This is a genomic window from Pelatocladus sp. (assembly GCF_059505505.1).
Genome location: NZ_JCACKS010000220.1, coordinates 5,558 through 23,533 on the forward strand (window position 1 = coordinate 5,558; position 17,976 = coordinate 23,533).

The following is a 17,976-nucleotide window of genomic DNA, read 5'->3' on the forward strand; positions in this document are numbered from 1 at the left end:
TAGATTTTAGATTTTAGATTTTAGATTTTAGATTTTAGATTTTAGATTTTAGATTTTAGATTGAAATATAGGATTCCTATTTGATTTTTGAACAAAACTCAGTACACATCTAGCTTCCTTTTTTTCTTTCTTTCCCTATTGCCTATTGCCTATTGCCTATTGCCTGCCTCCACGAGTAAATTCATTAATCAAATCGGATTGCTATATCTACGTTAGTAATAATTAAGTCTTTTATATAACAGGGGCGACATAAAAGCACCCTGGTTGAAGTCGCCCTTCAAACAAAGGTAGCTATAGATCAACCATTAAACCGTGAATACGCTGGTACTCACGTATCATAACGGCATTTTTTGACTCTATTTGAGAAAGAACAGAGTCGGGAAACTCAGTCGGTGTATAACGAGGCTGATACCAACTTTGACTTTCAAAGTAACTCTGTAGCTTTTGCTCTTTAAAACGACGACCGTGACGGGCATAGATTTCATTACGCATCAGCGTTAATTCCTTCCCATTACGACCCTTGAGATCTGCCGAGGTGAGCAATCGCTGTTGGAATAAAGGCTTTGATGTTGCAGCCAAGACCTGAGATTGAGGTAGTGGCGATTCAGTTTGATTGTGATTAGCCTGATTCTTAGGTGGTTGTGAAGTAGCCTTTGATTTAATCAGTTTAGGAAGAGATTTAGACAGTGGAGATTCAGTTTTATTCAAACTAGCTTTTTTGGCTGGTTGTGAAGTCGCCTGCGGTTCGTTCTCCTCAGACGGCTCAAGTGCTGTAAAGCTCGACTCTGGAAGTTCAATTTCAGGTTTACTGATGTTTATTTTTTCTAAAGCATTGGTGCTGTATACAGAAATATTACTAGCATATTTCTGTACTGATTTATGCTGCTTAGTATTAGCTGAGGCAAATTGATCTGATATAACAGACCAACAAGAAGCTCCTCCAACAGCAAATCCTCCAGCAAACATCATTGAAGCTAGCTTTACCTTAGAACTTAAGCCTACAGATGATGACCGACTGGGCATTTTTGTTTGTAACCTGGAATTTGGTGAAGATGTCCGGGATTCTCGAGTGTAGTGCTCAATCTCATCCAGATTTTCATCATCCAGAAATATATAAGAAATTGTATCCAGCAATTTCTCTTGTTTCACAGGTTTATAGAGTGAGTTTTCTTTGCTAGATTCTGTTGTTGACTCATTAGATTCGTAAAGGGGATAGCGTTGGATTGGATATACTGGCAGTTCAGCAGACTTACTAGAGGAGTTTTGTTTGATAAAATCTGCTCTTGGTACAACAACTCTTTGAATCAAGGTAGTTTGCTGGAAAATTTCTTGTTGTTTGTGTGATTCAGGTTTGTTTGGATCTATTTGAGTTTCTACACACTGGAGATCAATGATCTCGGGATCATTATCTGTGACATTTAAGGAGAGTAGATTAGGAATACTGAACAATTCCTCCTGTTGTGTATCATCAGGTTCGTAGCAGTTCGTTTCGTTGAAAGTAGTCCTTTTGCAAGTATCCATGTTGCCGTTGAGAGTCTAGGTGGTTGTCTATGCTGCAAGAGGTGTTTGTGGAAGGATTTCCACACTAGTGTTTCTCACTAAAAGTACTAGGAAAAAGATGTTACTGTTATGGTTTTTACGATGAAGTCTTTCTATCTTCTCAATCTAGTGTGGAATTTTGCAACTGTTTGACAATCAATTTTGACACAATTTTCTATACTCGCTTGAAAATAGTAACCGTGAAAAGATGGCAAAAAGGGCGTATTAGTAAGGGTGGAGAAGTAATTGTTAAATTTTTATTAAAGAAATTAAGTGTCTTAAAAATAGGGATCGGGGATTGGGGATAAGGGAGACAAGGGAGACAAGGGAGAATTATTTAACGAATCTCTTCCCAATCCCCGTACTCTACGAGAAGCCGCTTACGCGTAGACGCGTAAGCGGCTTCTCTGGAGAATCCCCGACCCCCAATCCCTATTTTTGACTGATGGCCTAGTATCCAATTGGCTCAATCACAGTTCTCAAACCATTATTGTTAAGAATAGCTAACATTTGCTCGGCATTATACCGATTGCTAAACACTCCTGCTTGCATTACTGCTTTACCTTCCCAGAAAGTGGGAAAGGCTCCAGGGGCTAGAAATCTTACTAATTCTTGATCTCTTTGAGTTTGTACTTCTGCTATCACTCGGTAACGCGTACTTAGTGAACCGCCAGCATAGGCTGTAGTTGAAGCATTTTCGGATACTGGTAGCTGATTACCCACAGGAACATTATTGCTAGGAATAGCTGGAGGTTGCAGCACTGGCAATGATGGGATTTGATTTATTGCGGTTTTGACTGATGTGGATGTGACTGGATTAGGTGGAGATTGGGGTTGAGGTGCAACAAATTCGACTGTATTTGGTGCTTTTGGTGCTACCTGTACATAATTTATTTGTGGTGTACTTGCTTGTTGCCAACCCGTGGTTGTTTGTTTAACTACCAAGCTGCTAGGAATAGGAAATCCCGCAGTGTTTCTTGAGGTTGGTGATTTTGGTTGGCTAGAAGTTGTAACTACTCTAGAAGTAGCTGGTTGTATGGACTGCTTTGGCTTGGTAACAGTGGCAACAATCTTAGAAGTAGAATTTGCTGGTTGTAATGGTAGTAGTTGGCTGTTTAATGGTCTGGAAGCTCTCTTAACAGAAGAAGATACAACAGGCGGGGGAGAAGGAGATGGTAAATTTTGAGCGATCGCACCTGTTGTACCACTAATGTTGACATCACCAGCAATGCGATCGCTAGCCAGAATGTTCCCATAGGCAGTAATAATCTGCTTAGTAGCACTAGCATTGATATCATAGCGACCATTGTTACGAAACTGATTACCACCAGCTTCGGAACTGTTACCTAAATCTGGTTGTGCTTGAGCTAATATAACTAACCCATCTTCTTGATTACGCTCAATCACGTTATTCCGCAAAATAGGCTGAGAAGAAGCTTGCACAATGATTCCACTTCTATTGTTGATAATTTTATTACCCACCACTAAAGGATGAGCTTTTTGGGCAATGTTAATGCCAAAGCCTGTTTCTTGAAACACATTCTCTCGTATTTCTGCACCAGAGGTATCAGTAACTGTTATCCCATTAGCACTATTGCGATCAAAGAAATTATTACGGATGATCGGTGCAGTGTTGCCAGTCACAGTAATTCCATCTTGAGTATTACCAACAAATGTATTGTCTACAACGGTAAAATTGTTAGACTCAATCCATAAACCGTAACCACGTGGATTAGAGTTTGTCACCGTTATCCCTGTTAGTTTTGCTCCTTTGGCACTAACAAGAGCGACATTTTTACTGCCAAAACTCCGACTAAGGTAATCACCACCTCCACTGATGATGACGCCACCACCGTTACTACTAACATCTCCTTGAATGGTAATATCAGGCTTGAGTATCAATGGGAACATTTCTCCTGTCTGGGCGCTGTAAGTTCCCTTAGCAAGCATAATTACAGTATTGGGGGTAGCCACTTGCAAAGCTTTGGTAATAGTTTTCAAAGGGCTACTTTCACCCCCATTTGCCTGCTTGTCATTTCCGATACTTGGGTTGACAAACAATGCATTTACCTGAGAGATTGTTTTCTCAGTATGGTGTATCTGCTTTTGTGGTGGAGATGTCTGAGCAATGGCGGTATCAAAGTAACAGCTAATAAGTATCAGACTTGTAACTCCTATACCAGCAGCGTTCAGAAACAAACGCACGGAATGATAAATAAAAAGCATTGTCACTTCTAAGTACGGATGTGAATTATGCTCTTGGTTAATCTTTTGTGCTAGTAGAACGTCAGCCTGACAAGACTTATAAACAACGAGGGGGAAAATCACCTTTTCTGCACTCCTTACAACCAATTAGCAATTTTTATACTCTCTAAATTGCAAAAATGTCGATGATATCACTCACATATTGGATGGGTAATAGGGATCGGGGAATGGGGAATGGTTAGTGGTTTTTGTTTATTTCCAATCCCGATCCCCGACCTTTGATCCTCCATCCCCAATCCCCTTCACTCTAGGAGTAGAGGTTATAGTAAAAATATTTTATAATTCCTATTTTCTAATTCTTGATCTCGAACCTCAAATTTTTAATTTAAAGAAACAAAATATATGAAAAAATTATTGCAACTATGAAAGGGACTGACTGTTACGATCAAAACACTAATGGGATTGTTGTAATGGTCGAGCCATACAGCCGAAGAGAGCAAGTAAGTCAAGTTATTTGTCGCATCTTAGATGCAAATTTAGATCGTGCGCGTGAAGGTTTGCGAATTATTGAGGAATGGTGTCGCTTTGGCTTAAATAATACCCAGTTAACTGGGGAATGCAAGCGAATGCGGCAAGAATTAGCAACCTGGCATACTGCTGATTTAAGGGCGGCTCGAGATACACCGGGTGATCCTGGTACTGAATTAACTCATCTCCAGGAAGAACAGCGCGCTAGTATCAAATCTTTGCTGCAAGCTAACTTCTGTCGAGTAGAAGAAGCTATGCGGGTGTTAGAAGAATATGGCAAGCTTTATCACCCAAATATGGGGAAAGCTTTTAAGCAGATGCGTTACCGAGTTTACACCCTAGAAAGTAATTTGATGGGTTATCAACGACATCAGTTACTTGTGCGATCGCATTTGTATCTTGTTACCTCCCCCAGTGACAAAATACTAGATACAGTCGAAGCTGCCCTCAAGGGAGGATTAACTTTAGTACAGTATCGCGATAAGAAAGTAGATGATGCTGTCCGTCTCCAGCAAGCTCAAGAATTACGGCAGTTATGCCATACCTACAACGCCATTTTTATTGTCAATGACCGGGTAGATATCGCTTTGGCTGTTGATGCAGACGGGGTACACCTGGGACAGCAAGATATGCCTATTGCTATGGCCCGACAATTACTCGGACCTCACCGCTTGATTGGTCGTTCTACCACAAATTCTGAGGAAATGCAACGGGCTGTCAAAGAAGGAGCAGACTATATCGGTGTTGGGCCTGTTTATGAAACTCCTACAAAAGAAGGTAAGGCTGCTGCTGGTTTAGAATATGTTCGTTACGTTGCTAAAAATTGTTCTATCCCTTGGTTTGCTATTGGCGGTATCGATCCCAACAACATCAATGATGTGATTGACGCTGGGGCGAAGCGTGTAGCAGTGGTGCGTGGCATCATGCAAGCCGAACAACCTACTTTAGTGACACAATATTTTCTATCGCAGCTCAATCGTATTCAACCAGATCCTGATCATTCCTATGTCGAATCAAATTACTATCCAGATCAATGGTGAATCTCGTAGCTGTGTACCTCAAACTCTTCTACCTGAACTACTTCAACAACTAGGGTTTAATCCTCGATTGGTAGCAGTAGAATACAACGGTGAAATTTTACACCGTCAGTACTGGCAGGAAACAAAAGTACAGCAAGGCGATCGCCTAGAAATTGTCACTATTGTTGGTGGGGGTTAAGGAACCAAGGGTGCGAAGGTGTGAGGGTGTCAGGGTGTAAGAGAAAATAAGAGTTTTTCTGAAATTCATATCTTGAAAATTTCAAATATTCCTAAATTTTTACCCACCCCACAAAATCCTCCTACACTCCTACATCCGTACACCCCTATACCCCTATTTTTATTGAGTGCAGGAGTTGGGTAATTTATTTTTTGGAGTTTTTCTAAGTTAGTAAACAAGAATAGCGAGATTCAGGTATATAAAGCCATCGGTGCAAACTTCTTTTGTTCGCTAGTATTCTTCCTCTACGTCCAAGTTGTTCGCGTAGTTGCTGGTTTTCGCAAAGTCGGCGGAATGCTTGAAACATTTCTAAACCAGAATAAGGATTGACAATTAAACCATTTTCCTCATCGCGAACTGTATCTGTAACCCAACCAAAGTTTGAGGCAATAATAGGTTTACCAAAGTAAGCTGCTTCTAAGTAAACCATGCCAAAACCTAAGTGGCTGCTAACGTTGCGATCAAATAAAGTTAGCAAAGCAAATATATCGCAAGCTGCATAGTAACCAGCCAATTCTCGTTCAGCAACATGTCCAGCAAAGTGTACCCATCTGTCCAAGCGCAGGCGTCGTACCTGAGATTGTAATTTTGCCTCACAAGGGCCTTGTCCACACAGTATGTAATGAACCTCCAGCCCTAAAGTGAGTAGTAGTGGTAAATTATCTATTACTAAGTCAAAACCTTTATACTGTTGTAGACAGCCGACCGAGAGAATTACTACTGCATTTTCTGGAATATCGTGGCTGTTGCGTACCCGTAAACGTAATTCCTCAATTGCGTTAGGACTAGCTACACCAAATTTCTTTCTTCTAACTACAGGATGAATAATGTGAGTGGGAGTATTGATTTGAAAATGAGTGGTGAGTAAATATCGTGTCCAGCCGCTATTGCAAACAATACCTTCTGCTCTTCGCAAAGTCAATGCAAACAGCGATCGCATTATTCGATTGCGTAAAGTATATAAAATATCATTCCCGTGTAGATAGATAAAAAAGCGAATCGGTAAAAGATAACTCAAAAGCAACAGTGAAATAAAACCGTAGCCATGTCCCCATTCGATATAGCGATAATGATAGCGAAAATAAAGTTTTATTGCGAAAACAGCTGACCAAAGCATATTTAGAATTGGTTTGAGGATATTTTTGCTCAAACCATCACGCCAAGACTGGGGAATGTGCCAACGATACACAGGAAATACCTGTGATTTGTCAAAAGCTTTATCTCCTGCACAACTAGCAGTAAGAAGAATTACCCTATCTGTATCTTGTAGACAGCGATTATAAATGTACTCTTCGATACCACCTTCCCTGGGTAGAAAAGTGCGGCATACGACTAGAATATCTGGAGATACAGTTTGTTCTCCAACGGTCGCGACCCTTGATGAAATCTGTTCCATCAGAAATTTAATAAGTAAAAATTAACTAACCCGCGCTCAGTACCGCGCTGTAATCTTTGATTCAGCGTCGGGAGATGTCACAAACTTATTTCGCTGTTGGTTTATAGTAAAGGCGTACGTTTGTACGCCCCTACTGAATTAATAATTACATCAATTTCAAGTGTTGTCACACAGCTAATCCAGTAGTGCGCTACACATTCTTAACACATTCCCCAGATTTAATATTCACTTTATTAGTCAACTCTCAACTATTAGACCTCTTGCAAAAGTCGAATGAACCCCCCTCAATCCCCCCGTGAACGGGGGGAAGATTTAGTTCCCTCCCCCGTAAACGGGGAGGGTTAGGGTGGGGTAAAAATATTTTTGCAAGAGGTCTATTCTTTCAAGAACTTGTAGGTCTTGGGCTTATAGTTGCGATCGCTACATCCCTACCTGCATAATCGCAAAGAATTGTGTAACCGTATACTTAGTTCAGTATAGATATAATCAATAGAATAACTAAATACCATCAAAATGTTCTGCCAAAATGCCGAATAGAAGTGATTAGTCAAGACTCAAGGAGCAATGTCCAATACCTGAACCCTGATCCTTGATCCCCGCTTCCCCTTCGCCCCTAAATTCAAATCTTTACTTCAATGATGAATGTTCATCATTGTGATCGTATCCAGAAAATGTCAAAGACTTCCGCATCTTTTCCACAACTCTAATCAAGAACTGCTTCTGTTCTCCTGTAGCTTGCAAATCATCGAGTGCTTTTCGTAAATCAACCGCTTGCTGTTGGGTTTTGGCAAGCAATTCAACTTGCTGAAGTGCCATTCCCAGTTGGGCTGCTATTTGAGTGAGAAATTTAATCTCAGATGAATCCCAGTGGCGGGGGGCTGAGTGTTGATACACAGCTAGCAAACCCCAAAGTTTTTGACTGATAAAAATCGGGGCGATCGCAAAGGCTTTGATCTGATACTGCTCTAAAATATCAACATGACAGGGAGTAAATTTCATTTGATAAATGTCATCAACAACGCACGTTTGATTGTAGCGATAGCGTCCCCCTTGGGTTTCTTGTAAGTAAGTATCATGCCAAATAGTATTAATGCCAAGTTTGTCTGAATTTGACCACTCTGGATTAGCCGCTTCAAAACTACCAACAAATTCACCACTCCAATCATTGTTGAAGCGATAAACACTCACACGATCAGCTTGCAGTAATTGACAAAGTTCTTTGGTAGTCGTTTGAAAAATCGTCGCTAGTTCGAGAGAGGCGCGAATTTTTGTCACGACATCTAATAATAACTGCTGTTGTTCTGCTACTTTTTGCAATTCGACAGCCTGTTGTTTTGTTTTTGCAAGTAATTCAGCTTGCTGGAGTGCTACTCCGAGTTGGGCTGCTGTTTGAGTTAGGAAGTGAGTGTCAGAAGAATCCCAGTGGCGGGGGGCTGAGTGTTGATAAGCTGCTAGCAATCCCCAAAGTTTTTCGCCAACAAAAATCGGAGCGATCGCAAAGGCTTTGATCTCAAACTGTTCCAAAAGCTGGATGTGACATTGCTCAAATTCCATTTGATAAATATCATCCACCGCCAGTATCTGATGATCACGATAACGTCCCCCTTGGGTTTGTTGTAAATAAGTGTCGTTCCAAACTGTATTGACGCCGAGTTTAGATATATGTAACCACTCTGGGTTAGCCACCTCATAATCACCAACAAATTCACCACCCCAATCACTGTTGAAGCGATAAACACTCACACGATCCGCTTGCAATAATTGACAAACTTCTTTGCTAGTCGTTTGAAAAATCGTCTCAATATCAAGAGAGGTTCTGATTTTCGCAATCACCTCCAAAAGTGCTTGTTGTTTGATTGACTGTTCTAAATTGGTAGTATCTTGTTGGATTTGAGTGCTGGCGTTGGTAACAAGCATTCGTATTTGTTGAGATTGCTCGTTTTCGTGAATTGCAAAAGCAAATTGTTGACCTAACTCTCTTGCTAATTCTATTTCTTCGACACTCCACTCACGAGGTTGTGCGGTTTTCGATTCTTGCCAAACTTCAAAGGATTGACGGGGATATAGTTGTCGTCCATCAGGATCAAACTCACCCGCCCAGAGAATTTTTGTTTCAACTTCGTCTTGAAAAATACTTAAGTATCCCAGCAATTCTTGGCGATAATTGAGTGGAATCATTAAAATACTGCGAATTTTGGTTGCTCGAAAAGCAACTTGCAAATTTCGCAAACCAGGAATTTTATAGACGTCTGAAATCGCCCAAATATGATATTTACCAGACTTGTAGCGTTCCTGCCAGACACTATATTGTTCCATATGTCTGTATTTTGCCTGGTCTGGAATCATAGGTTGCTTACCATAGGCATAAACCTTGATATGCTCGTTATCAAGTTGCAAGCAATCCGCAAAACTTTCCATGACTGCGGGATTTTTAATACAAAGCCTACCACCAGAACCACCAAAAGCAGCGATGGTTTCTGCTAAAGCTGACTGATATTCAATTGTGGGTAATGAATGCAGCAGGGTAGCAATACGTTTTATAGTGGTTTCCCTTGTGGCTTTTTCCTTGGCTTGGGTAATCAGAGTATTTTGGGCGATCGCTAAGGAAAGTTGATCAACCACCATCTGTACTACTTCTAATTCTGATTCTGGAATTAAACGAGATTGGGAGTCATGAGATACCAACAGTCCCCAAAGTTGTTTGTGATGCATAATCGGGACTACAACAGAGGATTTAACCCCCATCGCTGTCAGGTATTCCACATGACAGGGATCTACCGGGCGGTAAAAGTCTTGTTCAGCGAAATTCTCTTCGTCTTCCAAATCTTCAGCTAGGGGAATACGACCAATCTGTTGAGTATCAACATTCACTATTGAACGTACCCGTGAGTTGATAAATAGTTCTCTGGCTTCAGGCGGAATGTCATCTGTGGGAAAATTTAGCCCAAGTAGCGAAGGTAACTTATTGCTATCCACAGATTCCGCTAGCACCTGTCCGCTTTGATCCGGATGAAACTTGTAAATCTTTACGCGATCGCTTCCAAGAAATGCGCGTAATTCTGCTACTGTTGTTGTCAAAACATCTTGCAATTCTGAAGAAAGACGGATACGGTTGGCAATCCGAAGCCGTAGAGTTTCTGGTTTGAGAATAACCTGCATATGTTCCAAGAAAATGAGGTATGAATTGTGATTAAGAAAAAGTTAAATAACAGTGTATAATAATATGTATTCTGTCAATGACAACTAAGTTTTAATTTATACGAAAGTTCATAAAAAATTTTATTTAAAAATAATAGTAACTTGGTGTCTAAACTATGTCATTAAGAAATATTAATTAAGAACAATTGACCAATAATTCCAAGCAGGGTAAAGAGCAAGCAGATTTCATGAGTGGAGCAATTCCATTTTCCAAAATCTAAAATCAAATAGCTCTTGGATAAATCCTCATGGTCAATCCAAAATCCAAAATCGGATTACCTACATTGTTGATGTATCGACCTGTATTGTTAATGTATCGACCTGCATTGTTAATGTATTGACCTGCATTGTTGATGTATCGACCTGCATTGTTGATGTATCGACCTACATTGTTAATGTATTGACCTACATTGTTGATGTATCGACCTGCATTGTTAATGTATTGACCTGCATTGTTGATGTATTGACCTACATTGTTGATGTATTGACCTGCATTGTTGATGTATTGACCTGCATTGTTAATGTATCGACCTGCATTGTTAATGTATTGACCTGCATTGTTAATGTATCGACCTGCATTGTTAATGCAGTCGTCTGTACAGTTTATAAGGAAAATAAGGGTTATCAAGCGCGATCGCTCTCAATACGGTTCGGATAAGACAAATCGATCTCAATACTGCTCGGATAAGACAAATCGATTGACATTTAAAACCTGTAGAGACGTTGCAGTGCAACGTCTCTACATGCCCAAAATTACGACGACAAATCCTTAACCGAGCAGTATTGAAATCGATCTACATTAAACCCTGTACCAGACGCGATATATCGCGTCTGGTACAATCCCAAAATTATGACGAAAAATCTTTAACCGAACCGTATTGCGAACTAGATTACCCACCTCTAAAAATTAAGTATTTACAGCCTCAGCAAAGCGAATTTTCAAATAATCATCTTCCATTTTCGCTCCTGCTGGTTGCAGTGCTGCTAATGCTTGTGGCAAGACTAAATTTCGGCGATGATTACCAATAGTAATATTTAATTCATCGCCTGTTTTACTGAGTTGAATTTGGTTTTTCGGAATACCTGGTAAATACAATTCCAAGCTGTATTGATTTTGTTCTTGTACTACCTTGAGCGTATTTTCTTTGTAATAAACTTGACTTGGATCTTCATCTTTATAGAGTATTTCTTTGAGTCGTTCTAGGGCTGCTAAACCACACATTTCTTCAGAAAATAGAGGTACTTCCTTCACAGGTAAAGGATGAAAGTTTTCGTGAATTTCCTGACGATATTGCTGTTGGTTCTCTTTCCATTTCTGAAAGAATGAGTCTTGGACTTCGTTGGGAAGAATGCGATTTGCTATAACTAAATCAGTTGCAACATTATACAAACTCAAATAAGCATGAGCGCGAAGAGATTCTTTAATTACCATTTTTTCCGGGTTAGTAATCAAACGCACTGAGGTTTGATTATTGTCAGTTAAGACTTTTTCGAGTGCTTCTATTTGTTGATAAAACTCATAAGGTGCGTCCATCACCTCTTTATCTGGTAAAGAAAAACCAGCAATGGGTTTAAACAGAGGTTCAACCAAAGGCCTCAGAGCAACAGAAATATTTTGAAACGGTTTGTAAAAACGGCGCATATACCAACCACCGACTTCTGGTAAACTCAGCAGTCGCAATGCTGTACCCGTTGGAGCAGAGTCGATAATCAAAACATCAAAATCACCTTCGTCGTAATGACGTTTCATTCTTACCAAGCTAAAAATCTCATCCATCCCTGGTAAAATTGCCAATTCTTCCGCTTGTACTCCATCCAAACCTCGCGCTTGTAAAACTTGAGTGATGTAGCGCTTGACAGCACCCCAGTTTCCCTCTAATTCTTGTAGCGCATCTAGTTCCGCACCCCACAAGTTTGGGCGAATTTTTCGGGGAGCGTGTTCTAGTTCCAGATCAAAACTATCTGCTAAAGAGTGAGCGGGATCTGTACTCAAAACCAGGGTACGATAACCAAGTTCTGCACAACGCAATCCAGTAGCAGCAGCTACGGAAGTTTTACCTACACCACCTTTTCCGGTCATTAAAATTACGCGCATGGATGATTCTGCTTTATCTGAGAAGTTTTTACATTTATTTACATTATCGATTGTTTAGCAGAGAAATGTTGTTTGATCACATCCAGACGCGAACAATTCCAATAATCTATGTGAGAAGCGATTAAACCATCAGAGTTGAGACGCAATTCACTCCAACCAGGGATAGAAATACGTGGTTTCCAGGGAAGGGGAGTATTCCAACTGAGTGTCCACTTAGTTGTGATTGTGTCTCCCTCTTTTTGGATATCATGCAAATCCATTTTGGGATTTAAAAAAAAAGTCTCAATAAATTTAATCATCAGCTTGTATAGCTGAATACCCCGAAATTTAAATACTTGGTCTTGAAAATAAACCTCTTCAGCATAGATGCTGTAAGTTTGATTTGCTGGAAATCTTTGATAGTCTTCTTTGAGGATTTGAATGATATCCATAGTCAATACACAGCCTGATGTAACAATCCTTTATTTTGAGATTACCTCAAATCCCCAAACAAGGCAAAAGTCAAAAGTCAAAAGAAAGAAGGAAAAATAAAAGATTGGGTTGAAATCCCGCAGATTTATTTTTGGAAATTATCTTTTGATTTTTGACTTTTGACTTTTGACTTTTAATCTATTTTAATGGCATCTTTGATTTTCCGTTTTTGTAAGAAGCCAGACATAAATGGACGCTCAAAGATTAAATAGAAAATATAGGCAATTAATAATGATAGTGACAAACCAGTTGTATAGAAGATAATCTCTCTTTTGAGAGGGGTAAATTGGAAAGTATGTAGATACTGATTGAGTACAGTTAAGACTATAGAGTGAAGTAAATATAAGCTATAAGAAAATGTTCCTAGTGCGATCGCTCCAGGAGATTGCAATATTTTTAATACTAAAGGTGGTGTTTTTTCCTCTACTATGCAATTAGTACAGTAGACTAACAAACACGCAGTTGCTAAACCAACACACAATTCATTTACCCATATTTCTAAGCCAAATTTTTGCGACATATCAGTAAATAAAGCCATACCAAAAAATATTGCGGCTAGTAAACCCCACGGTAGTGATTTTCTGATTTTTTGCAAATAGTGTTTTTGAGAAAATCCGATATCTGCTGCCATCATCCCTAAAGCAAATAAACCAAGATACCATGTATGCGCTCTGCCGATTAATCCATGAGATAAATAATAAGGCAATAATCCTAATAAAAAAGCCAAACTGACGACGACAAACCATCCTAAACGCCGCCATATAGGCAGTAAAATCAGAGGAAATAGGAAGTATATTTGCCATTCAGTAGCAACACTCCACATTGGTCCGTTGATTTTATAAATTTCATCGTTGGGAATGAGATTGTGAATTAAAAATAGATGGCAAACAACATCAAAAAGTGAAAAGGTATGCTCAAAATGCCCCCAGAGATTATTATCCCAATACAGGAAATGAAGATTAATTAAAATTGTGATTAAAACACCTACTATCAATGACAATATCAGTGCTGAATAATATGGTGGCAATATTCGACGCGATCGCCGCTTTATATAATTAAATAAACCCCCGGAAATATAACCTGTCTGAGAACGAGATACTGGCAGCATTAAACAGTATCCTGAAAGGACAATAAATATAGCTACACTAAAAAGTCCATATCTAAAAACTTTGCTAAAGTTCAGCCACATACCTGGTAAATCATGTCCTTGTAATTCCCATAGATGAGAAAAAACCACGTATAAAGCTGCCAAACCACGCAAACCATCCAGATAATGAAGATGTACTCTCTTATCGTGGGTTTTATCTGTAAAATTACTCATTTCATTCACTTTAGTTTAGTTATTTTGAGATTTACTCAATATTACTTATGTTTGTTCTATTTAGCTCATAAAGAATGCTTATATTCAACTAAGAATTGGTTAAATCGCGATCGCTACATTTATGGTTAAAAGCTTTTAAGATTAAGAATATATAAAAAGCCAAGCTACTTATAAAATTTTATACAAACACAATATTTTATGAATATTAAACACATACCCCCACCAAACTATCCCAGAGTTGAATTTGGGCGACGAATTATGGCATTTGGGATTGATTTTTTGATTGTTTGGTTAGTTAGCTCTTTGTTAGGAAGTAGTGGGCTTGGTATCCACTTTCTCCAGATACTAGTTTTTGCGATCGCTTGGTTGGTGTTACGAGTAGTAGTTGTGTATAACAACCAAGGACAAAGTTTAGGGCAGTATGCTCTGGATCTTAGAGTACTAGAAGTTGAAGGGGGGAGAGTACCAGGTTTACAAGCTCTTGTGAAACGAGAGGCGATCATTGGTTTGGGTGGGCTTTTGCTTGCGGTCGCCTTGAGCAATATTATCCGCAATCCCACTGCTATACTGCTAATACTTCCTCTGGCGATCGATTGTGGTACGGCTGCATCTGACAGTCAACTGCGGCAAGCTTTGCATGACCGCTATGCTAAAACTATAATCGTTTCGGCAAGTCGTGGCTATTCGCTAGATATAAAAGTCAAGCGAATGCTTGAAACTTTGCAGCGAAATGTGCGAAGATAGATATTTGTGTTAATTATTCTCAGGCTTAATTGTTTGTAAAATTATGGCTAAGGCTAAAGGTGTCCGAATCATACTGACACTGGAATGTACGGAGTGCCGTACAAATCCAGATAAACGCTCACCAGGTGTTTCACGTTATACCTCGACAAAGAATCGTCGTAACACCACCAATCGTTTAGAACTCAAAAAGTTCTGCACTCACTGCAACAAACATACCGTTCACAAGGAAATTAAATAGACAACCATGAGTTATTACCGTCGTCGTTTGTCTCCGATTAAGCCGGGAGAACCAATTGACTACAAAGATGTAGACTTGCTGCGTAAATTTATCACCGAGCGCGGTAAAATATTGCCACGTCGAATTACTGGATTGACATCTCAGCAACAGCGATCGTTAACATTAGCGATTAAACGCGCTAGAATTCTGGCTTTGTTGCCGTTTATCAATGCAGAAGGCTAACTATTAATATTATTTTTGGATTTTGGATTTTAGATCAAGAAGCTGAGTTTACGTAGCATTGCACTTGGCGTTTCTGAGTCCAAAATCTAAAATCTAAGAAAGTTAAGTGTAAAATCGGCTCAGTCAAGCTTAAAATCATTTAGATTTGGGATTTAATAATTGAGTTATTTCATCCAAAATCTAAAACCTAAAATCTAAAATTTTAATTAAGATGCGAGGCTTGTGGAGAAGGGGACGCTAGTTGAATTTAGACTTCAAGGCGATCGCCGTTTGGGTGTGGTAGATCGTCCAGACGGAAAGACTCGTTGGTTCGTTATCGATGAACGGGGTCAATCTCACAGTCTCGCGCCTAGACAAATCAGCTATACAGTTACTGGACAAAGCTATAAATCCTCACAAATTTCTAGTTTTCTAGAAGAAGTCAAGCCTTACTTAGATCCATCAAGTTTAGAAGTAGCTTGGGAACTATTAGTAGAGGATGGAGAAACAGTAACGCCACAAGAAATGGCAAATCTACTCTTTTCGGGATCACAAGCACATCAGTGTTATGCTGCTTATTGCTTGCTATCAGACGATAAAATCTATTTCAAGCAAAAGGGGGACTCTTACGAACCCCGCACAGCTACTCAGGTAGCAGAACGTAAACACCAACTAGAAGTAGAGGCACTCAAAGCAAAAGGACAACAAGAATTTTTGGCTCGTGTTGAGCAAGCGCTCAAAGGTGAAGCAGTCGAGTGGCAAAGACATGACCGCCACCGCCTAGAAGCTTTAGAAAAATATGCAGCACTACTTGCCGATATTGTGCGCTTAGGGCTAAATTATGACTCTCTGGCTCGTGCCTATCCGCCGCCAGCACCAGTCCTGGAAACGATGAACATGCTAGGGCGTTCTGCAACACCCCAAGGAGCCTTGCAATTATTGGTAGACTTGGGTTGGTGGAGTCCTCATGAAAATTTATTTCTGCGTCGTTCCTCAATTCCAGTTCAATTTCCTACAAAGGTACTAGAAGTGTCGCAACAGCGATTGCAATCACCACCGCCTGACCCAGATTCTAACCGCTTGGATCTGACCTATCTCAAAGTGTACACAATTGATGATGAAAGTACTACAGAAATAGATGATGGTTTGAGTTGGGAGCAACTTCCAGATGGGCGGGAAAGATTGTGGGTGCATATCGCTGACCCAACACGCTTTTTGATACCAGAAGATGAGTTAGACCTAGAAGCCAGAAAGCGAGGTAGTACAGTTTATTTACCTACTGGCATGGTTCCTATGTTTCCAGAAATATTGGCAACTGGACCTATGAGTTTGGTGCAGGGACAGGTTTGCTGTGCTTTGAGCTTTGGAGTCATTTTAGATGCATCTGGGGCGGTAGAAGATTACAACATTCATGCCAGTTTGATTAAACCTACTTATCGCCTCACCTACGAAGACGTAGACGAAGTACTGGATTTAGGTGTACAGGCGGAACCAGAAATTGCCGCGATCGCCAAATGGTCTAATAAGCGTAAAACTTGGAGATATGCCCAAGGAGCCATCAGCATTAATATGCCGGAGGCGATGATTAAAGTCAAAGAAGACGACATTAACATCTATGTTTTAGACGACTCCACCTCTAGGCAACTAGTAGCTGAGATGATGATACTTGCTGGTGAAGTTGCTGCCCGTTATGGCCAAGTTCATCAAATTCCTCTGCCTTTTCGTGGTCAACCCCAACCAGAATTACCCCCCGAACAAGAATTACTCCAGCTACCAGCAGGTTTTGTCCGAGCCTGTGCTATGCGTCGTTGTATGCCCAAAAGTGAAATGAGCATTACACCAGTGCGTCATGCTGGTTTAGGCTTAGATACTTATACTCAGGCTACCTCTCCCATTCGCCGCTACAGCGACTTGCTCACCCATTTTCAACTCAAAGCACATCTGCGCGGGGATATTCTGCCCTTTTCTGCCGAACAGCTCAAAGAAGTGATGATGACCGTCACTACCATCACCCAAGAAGTAACAATGGTAGAACGGCAGACTAACAGATATTGGGCATTAGAGTACTTGCGCCGTTGTACAGATAGCGTTTGGCACGCCACAGTATTGATGTGGTTGAGAGAAGATAGCGGTTTAGCACTCATTCTTTTGGAAGACTTGGGTTTGCAGTTGCCAATGTCTTTTCGCCGTGCTTTAAAGTTGGGTGAACAGGTTGCAGTGAAAGTTTCCCACGCTGACCCACAAAAAGACGTAATTCAATTTCAGGAAGTAATTTATCAAGAAGCCTAAACAGCAGCAAATTGGTATTATATATATTTGCGTATGCTTCCACATCACCCTTAAGCAGCAATTCCTCTCGACACCTTCCTTACGACAGAGATTAACGATGTGGCTACTATAAAAATGATAAAATAAATTAGTTTGCAATTAACAAATACAAAAAAGTATTGGGAGTGCAAACAAACAATAAAGCTTTGATAAATCTGAGCAATTTTTGCAAAGATGCGTTATCATATGTTTTTCTAACAAAAAAATCCCCTAGCAACCGATAGTCAACTAGGGGTGTTTGTTATCAGGGTGCATCTACCATTAATATGTTCTGAGAAAAACCAGTATACTCCGGATAAATTTGTGCAAAAAATTGGCTACATGTTTGTTTCTGCACATAAAAAAATCCCCAAGTAGCCGACAGCTATCAAGGGGTGTTTGTTATCAGGGTGCATCTACCATTAATATGTTCTGAGGAAAACCAGTATACTCCGGATAAATTTGTGCAAAAAATT

At 40.0% G+C, this 17,976-nt stretch carries 14 protein-coding genes; 6 read left to right on the top strand and 8 right to left on the bottom strand.

The window, feature by feature from the left end:
* Positions 1–291: 291 nt before the first annotated feature.
* Both AC5JMK_RS20160 and AC5JMK_RS20165 read right to left on the bottom strand, forming a co-directional pair.
* Positions 292–1,521 (bottom strand): YARHG domain-containing protein, encoded by a 1,230-nt coding sequence (locus tag AC5JMK_RS20160; RefSeq protein ID WP_495910891.1) that lies wholly within the window; start codon positions 1,519–1,521, stop codon positions 292–294.
* A gap of 468 nt (positions 1,522–1,989) precedes the next feature.
* Positions 1,990–3,765, bottom strand: a complete 1,776-nt coding sequence (locus AC5JMK_RS20165; RefSeq protein ID WP_096679153.1) for a DUF1565 domain-containing protein — start codon at positions 3,763–3,765, stop codon at positions 1,990–1,992.
* Positions 3,766–4,166: 401 nt separating this feature from the next.
* Here AC5JMK_RS20165 and AC5JMK_RS20170 point away from each other — a divergent pair, with 401 nt between their 5' ends.
* Positions 4,167–5,312: a thiamine phosphate synthase gene (locus tag AC5JMK_RS20170; protein WP_096677297.1), complete on the top strand. Its 1,146-nt coding sequence runs from the start codon at positions 4,167–4,169 to the stop codon at positions 5,310–5,312.
* On the top strand, positions 5,278–5,490 hold the full coding sequence (gene thiS / locus AC5JMK_RS20175) for a sulfur carrier protein ThiS (protein ID WP_096677298.1): 213 nt from the start codon (positions 5,278–5,280) through the stop codon (positions 5,488–5,490). Before AC5JMK_RS20170 ends, thiS begins: the two co-directional genes overlap by 35 nt.
* 202 nt (positions 5,491–5,692) lie before the next feature.
* On the opposite strand, the gene AC5JMK_RS20180 is transcribed toward thiS, so the two are convergent.
* The 6 genes from AC5JMK_RS20180 to AC5JMK_RS20205 all read right to left on the bottom strand — a co-directional run bounded on the left by AC5JMK_RS20180 (position 5,693) and on the right by AC5JMK_RS20205 (position 14,010).
* Positions 5,693–6,925, bottom strand: a complete 1,233-nt coding sequence (locus tag AC5JMK_RS20180) for a glycosyltransferase family 4 protein (RefSeq protein WP_096677299.1) — start codon at positions 6,923–6,925, stop codon at positions 5,693–5,695.
* Positions 6,926–7,552: 627 nt separating this feature from the next.
* Entirely contained in the window at positions 7,553–10,084 is a 2,532-nt protein-coding gene (locus AC5JMK_RS20185; protein WP_096677300.1) for a GAF domain-containing protein, read from the bottom strand.
* 262 nt (positions 10,085–10,346) lie between these two features.
* Positions 10,347–10,751, bottom strand: a complete 405-nt coding sequence (locus AC5JMK_RS20190; RefSeq protein WP_495910892.1) for a hypothetical protein — start codon at positions 10,749–10,751, stop codon at positions 10,347–10,349.
* A gap of 279 nt (positions 10,752–11,030) precedes the next feature.
* Positions 11,031–12,218: a TRC40/GET3/ArsA family transport-energizing ATPase gene (locus AC5JMK_RS20195; RefSeq protein ID WP_096677301.1), complete on the bottom strand. Its 1,188-nt coding sequence runs from the start codon at positions 12,216–12,218 to the stop codon at positions 11,031–11,033.
* 38 nt (positions 12,219–12,256) lie between these two features.
* Positions 12,257–12,649 carry a C6orf136 family protein gene (locus AC5JMK_RS20200; protein WP_044450756.1) on the bottom strand — a complete coding sequence of 131 codons (393 nt, stop codon included), beginning with the start codon at positions 12,647–12,649 and terminating at the stop codon, positions 12,257–12,259.
* A 173-nt stretch (positions 12,650–12,822) separates the two neighbouring features.
* A complete protein-coding gene (locus tag AC5JMK_RS20205; RefSeq protein WP_495910893.1) occupies positions 12,823–14,010 on the bottom strand; it encodes an acyltransferase family protein in 1,188 nt (395 codons plus the stop codon).
* A 198-nt stretch (positions 14,011–14,208) separates the two neighbouring features.
* On the opposite strand from AC5JMK_RS20205, the gene AC5JMK_RS20210 reads away from it, so the two are divergent.
* The 4 genes from AC5JMK_RS20210 (at position 14,209) to AC5JMK_RS20225 (ending at position 17,482) form a co-directional block, all read left to right on the top strand.
* Entirely contained in the window at positions 14,209–14,754 is a 546-nt protein-coding gene (locus AC5JMK_RS20210) for an RDD family protein (protein ID WP_096677303.1), read from the top strand.
* A 43-nt stretch (positions 14,755–14,797) separates the two neighbouring features.
* Entirely contained in the window at positions 14,798–14,992 is a 195-nt protein-coding gene (gene rpmG, locus AC5JMK_RS20215; RefSeq protein ID WP_071524727.1) for a 50S ribosomal protein L33, read from the top strand.
* A gap of 6 nt (positions 14,993–14,998) precedes the next feature.
* Positions 14,999–15,214: a 30S ribosomal protein S18 gene (gene rpsR / locus AC5JMK_RS20220; RefSeq protein ID WP_096677304.1), complete on the top strand. Its 216-nt coding sequence runs from the start codon at positions 14,999–15,001 to the stop codon at positions 15,212–15,214.
* Positions 15,215–15,436: 222 nt separating this feature from the next.
* Positions 15,437–17,482 (top strand): ribonuclease catalytic domain-containing protein, encoded by a 2,046-nt coding sequence (locus tag AC5JMK_RS20225; protein ID WP_096677305.1) that lies wholly within the window; start codon positions 15,437–15,439, stop codon positions 17,480–17,482.
* Positions 17,483–17,976: the final 494 nt, after the last annotated feature.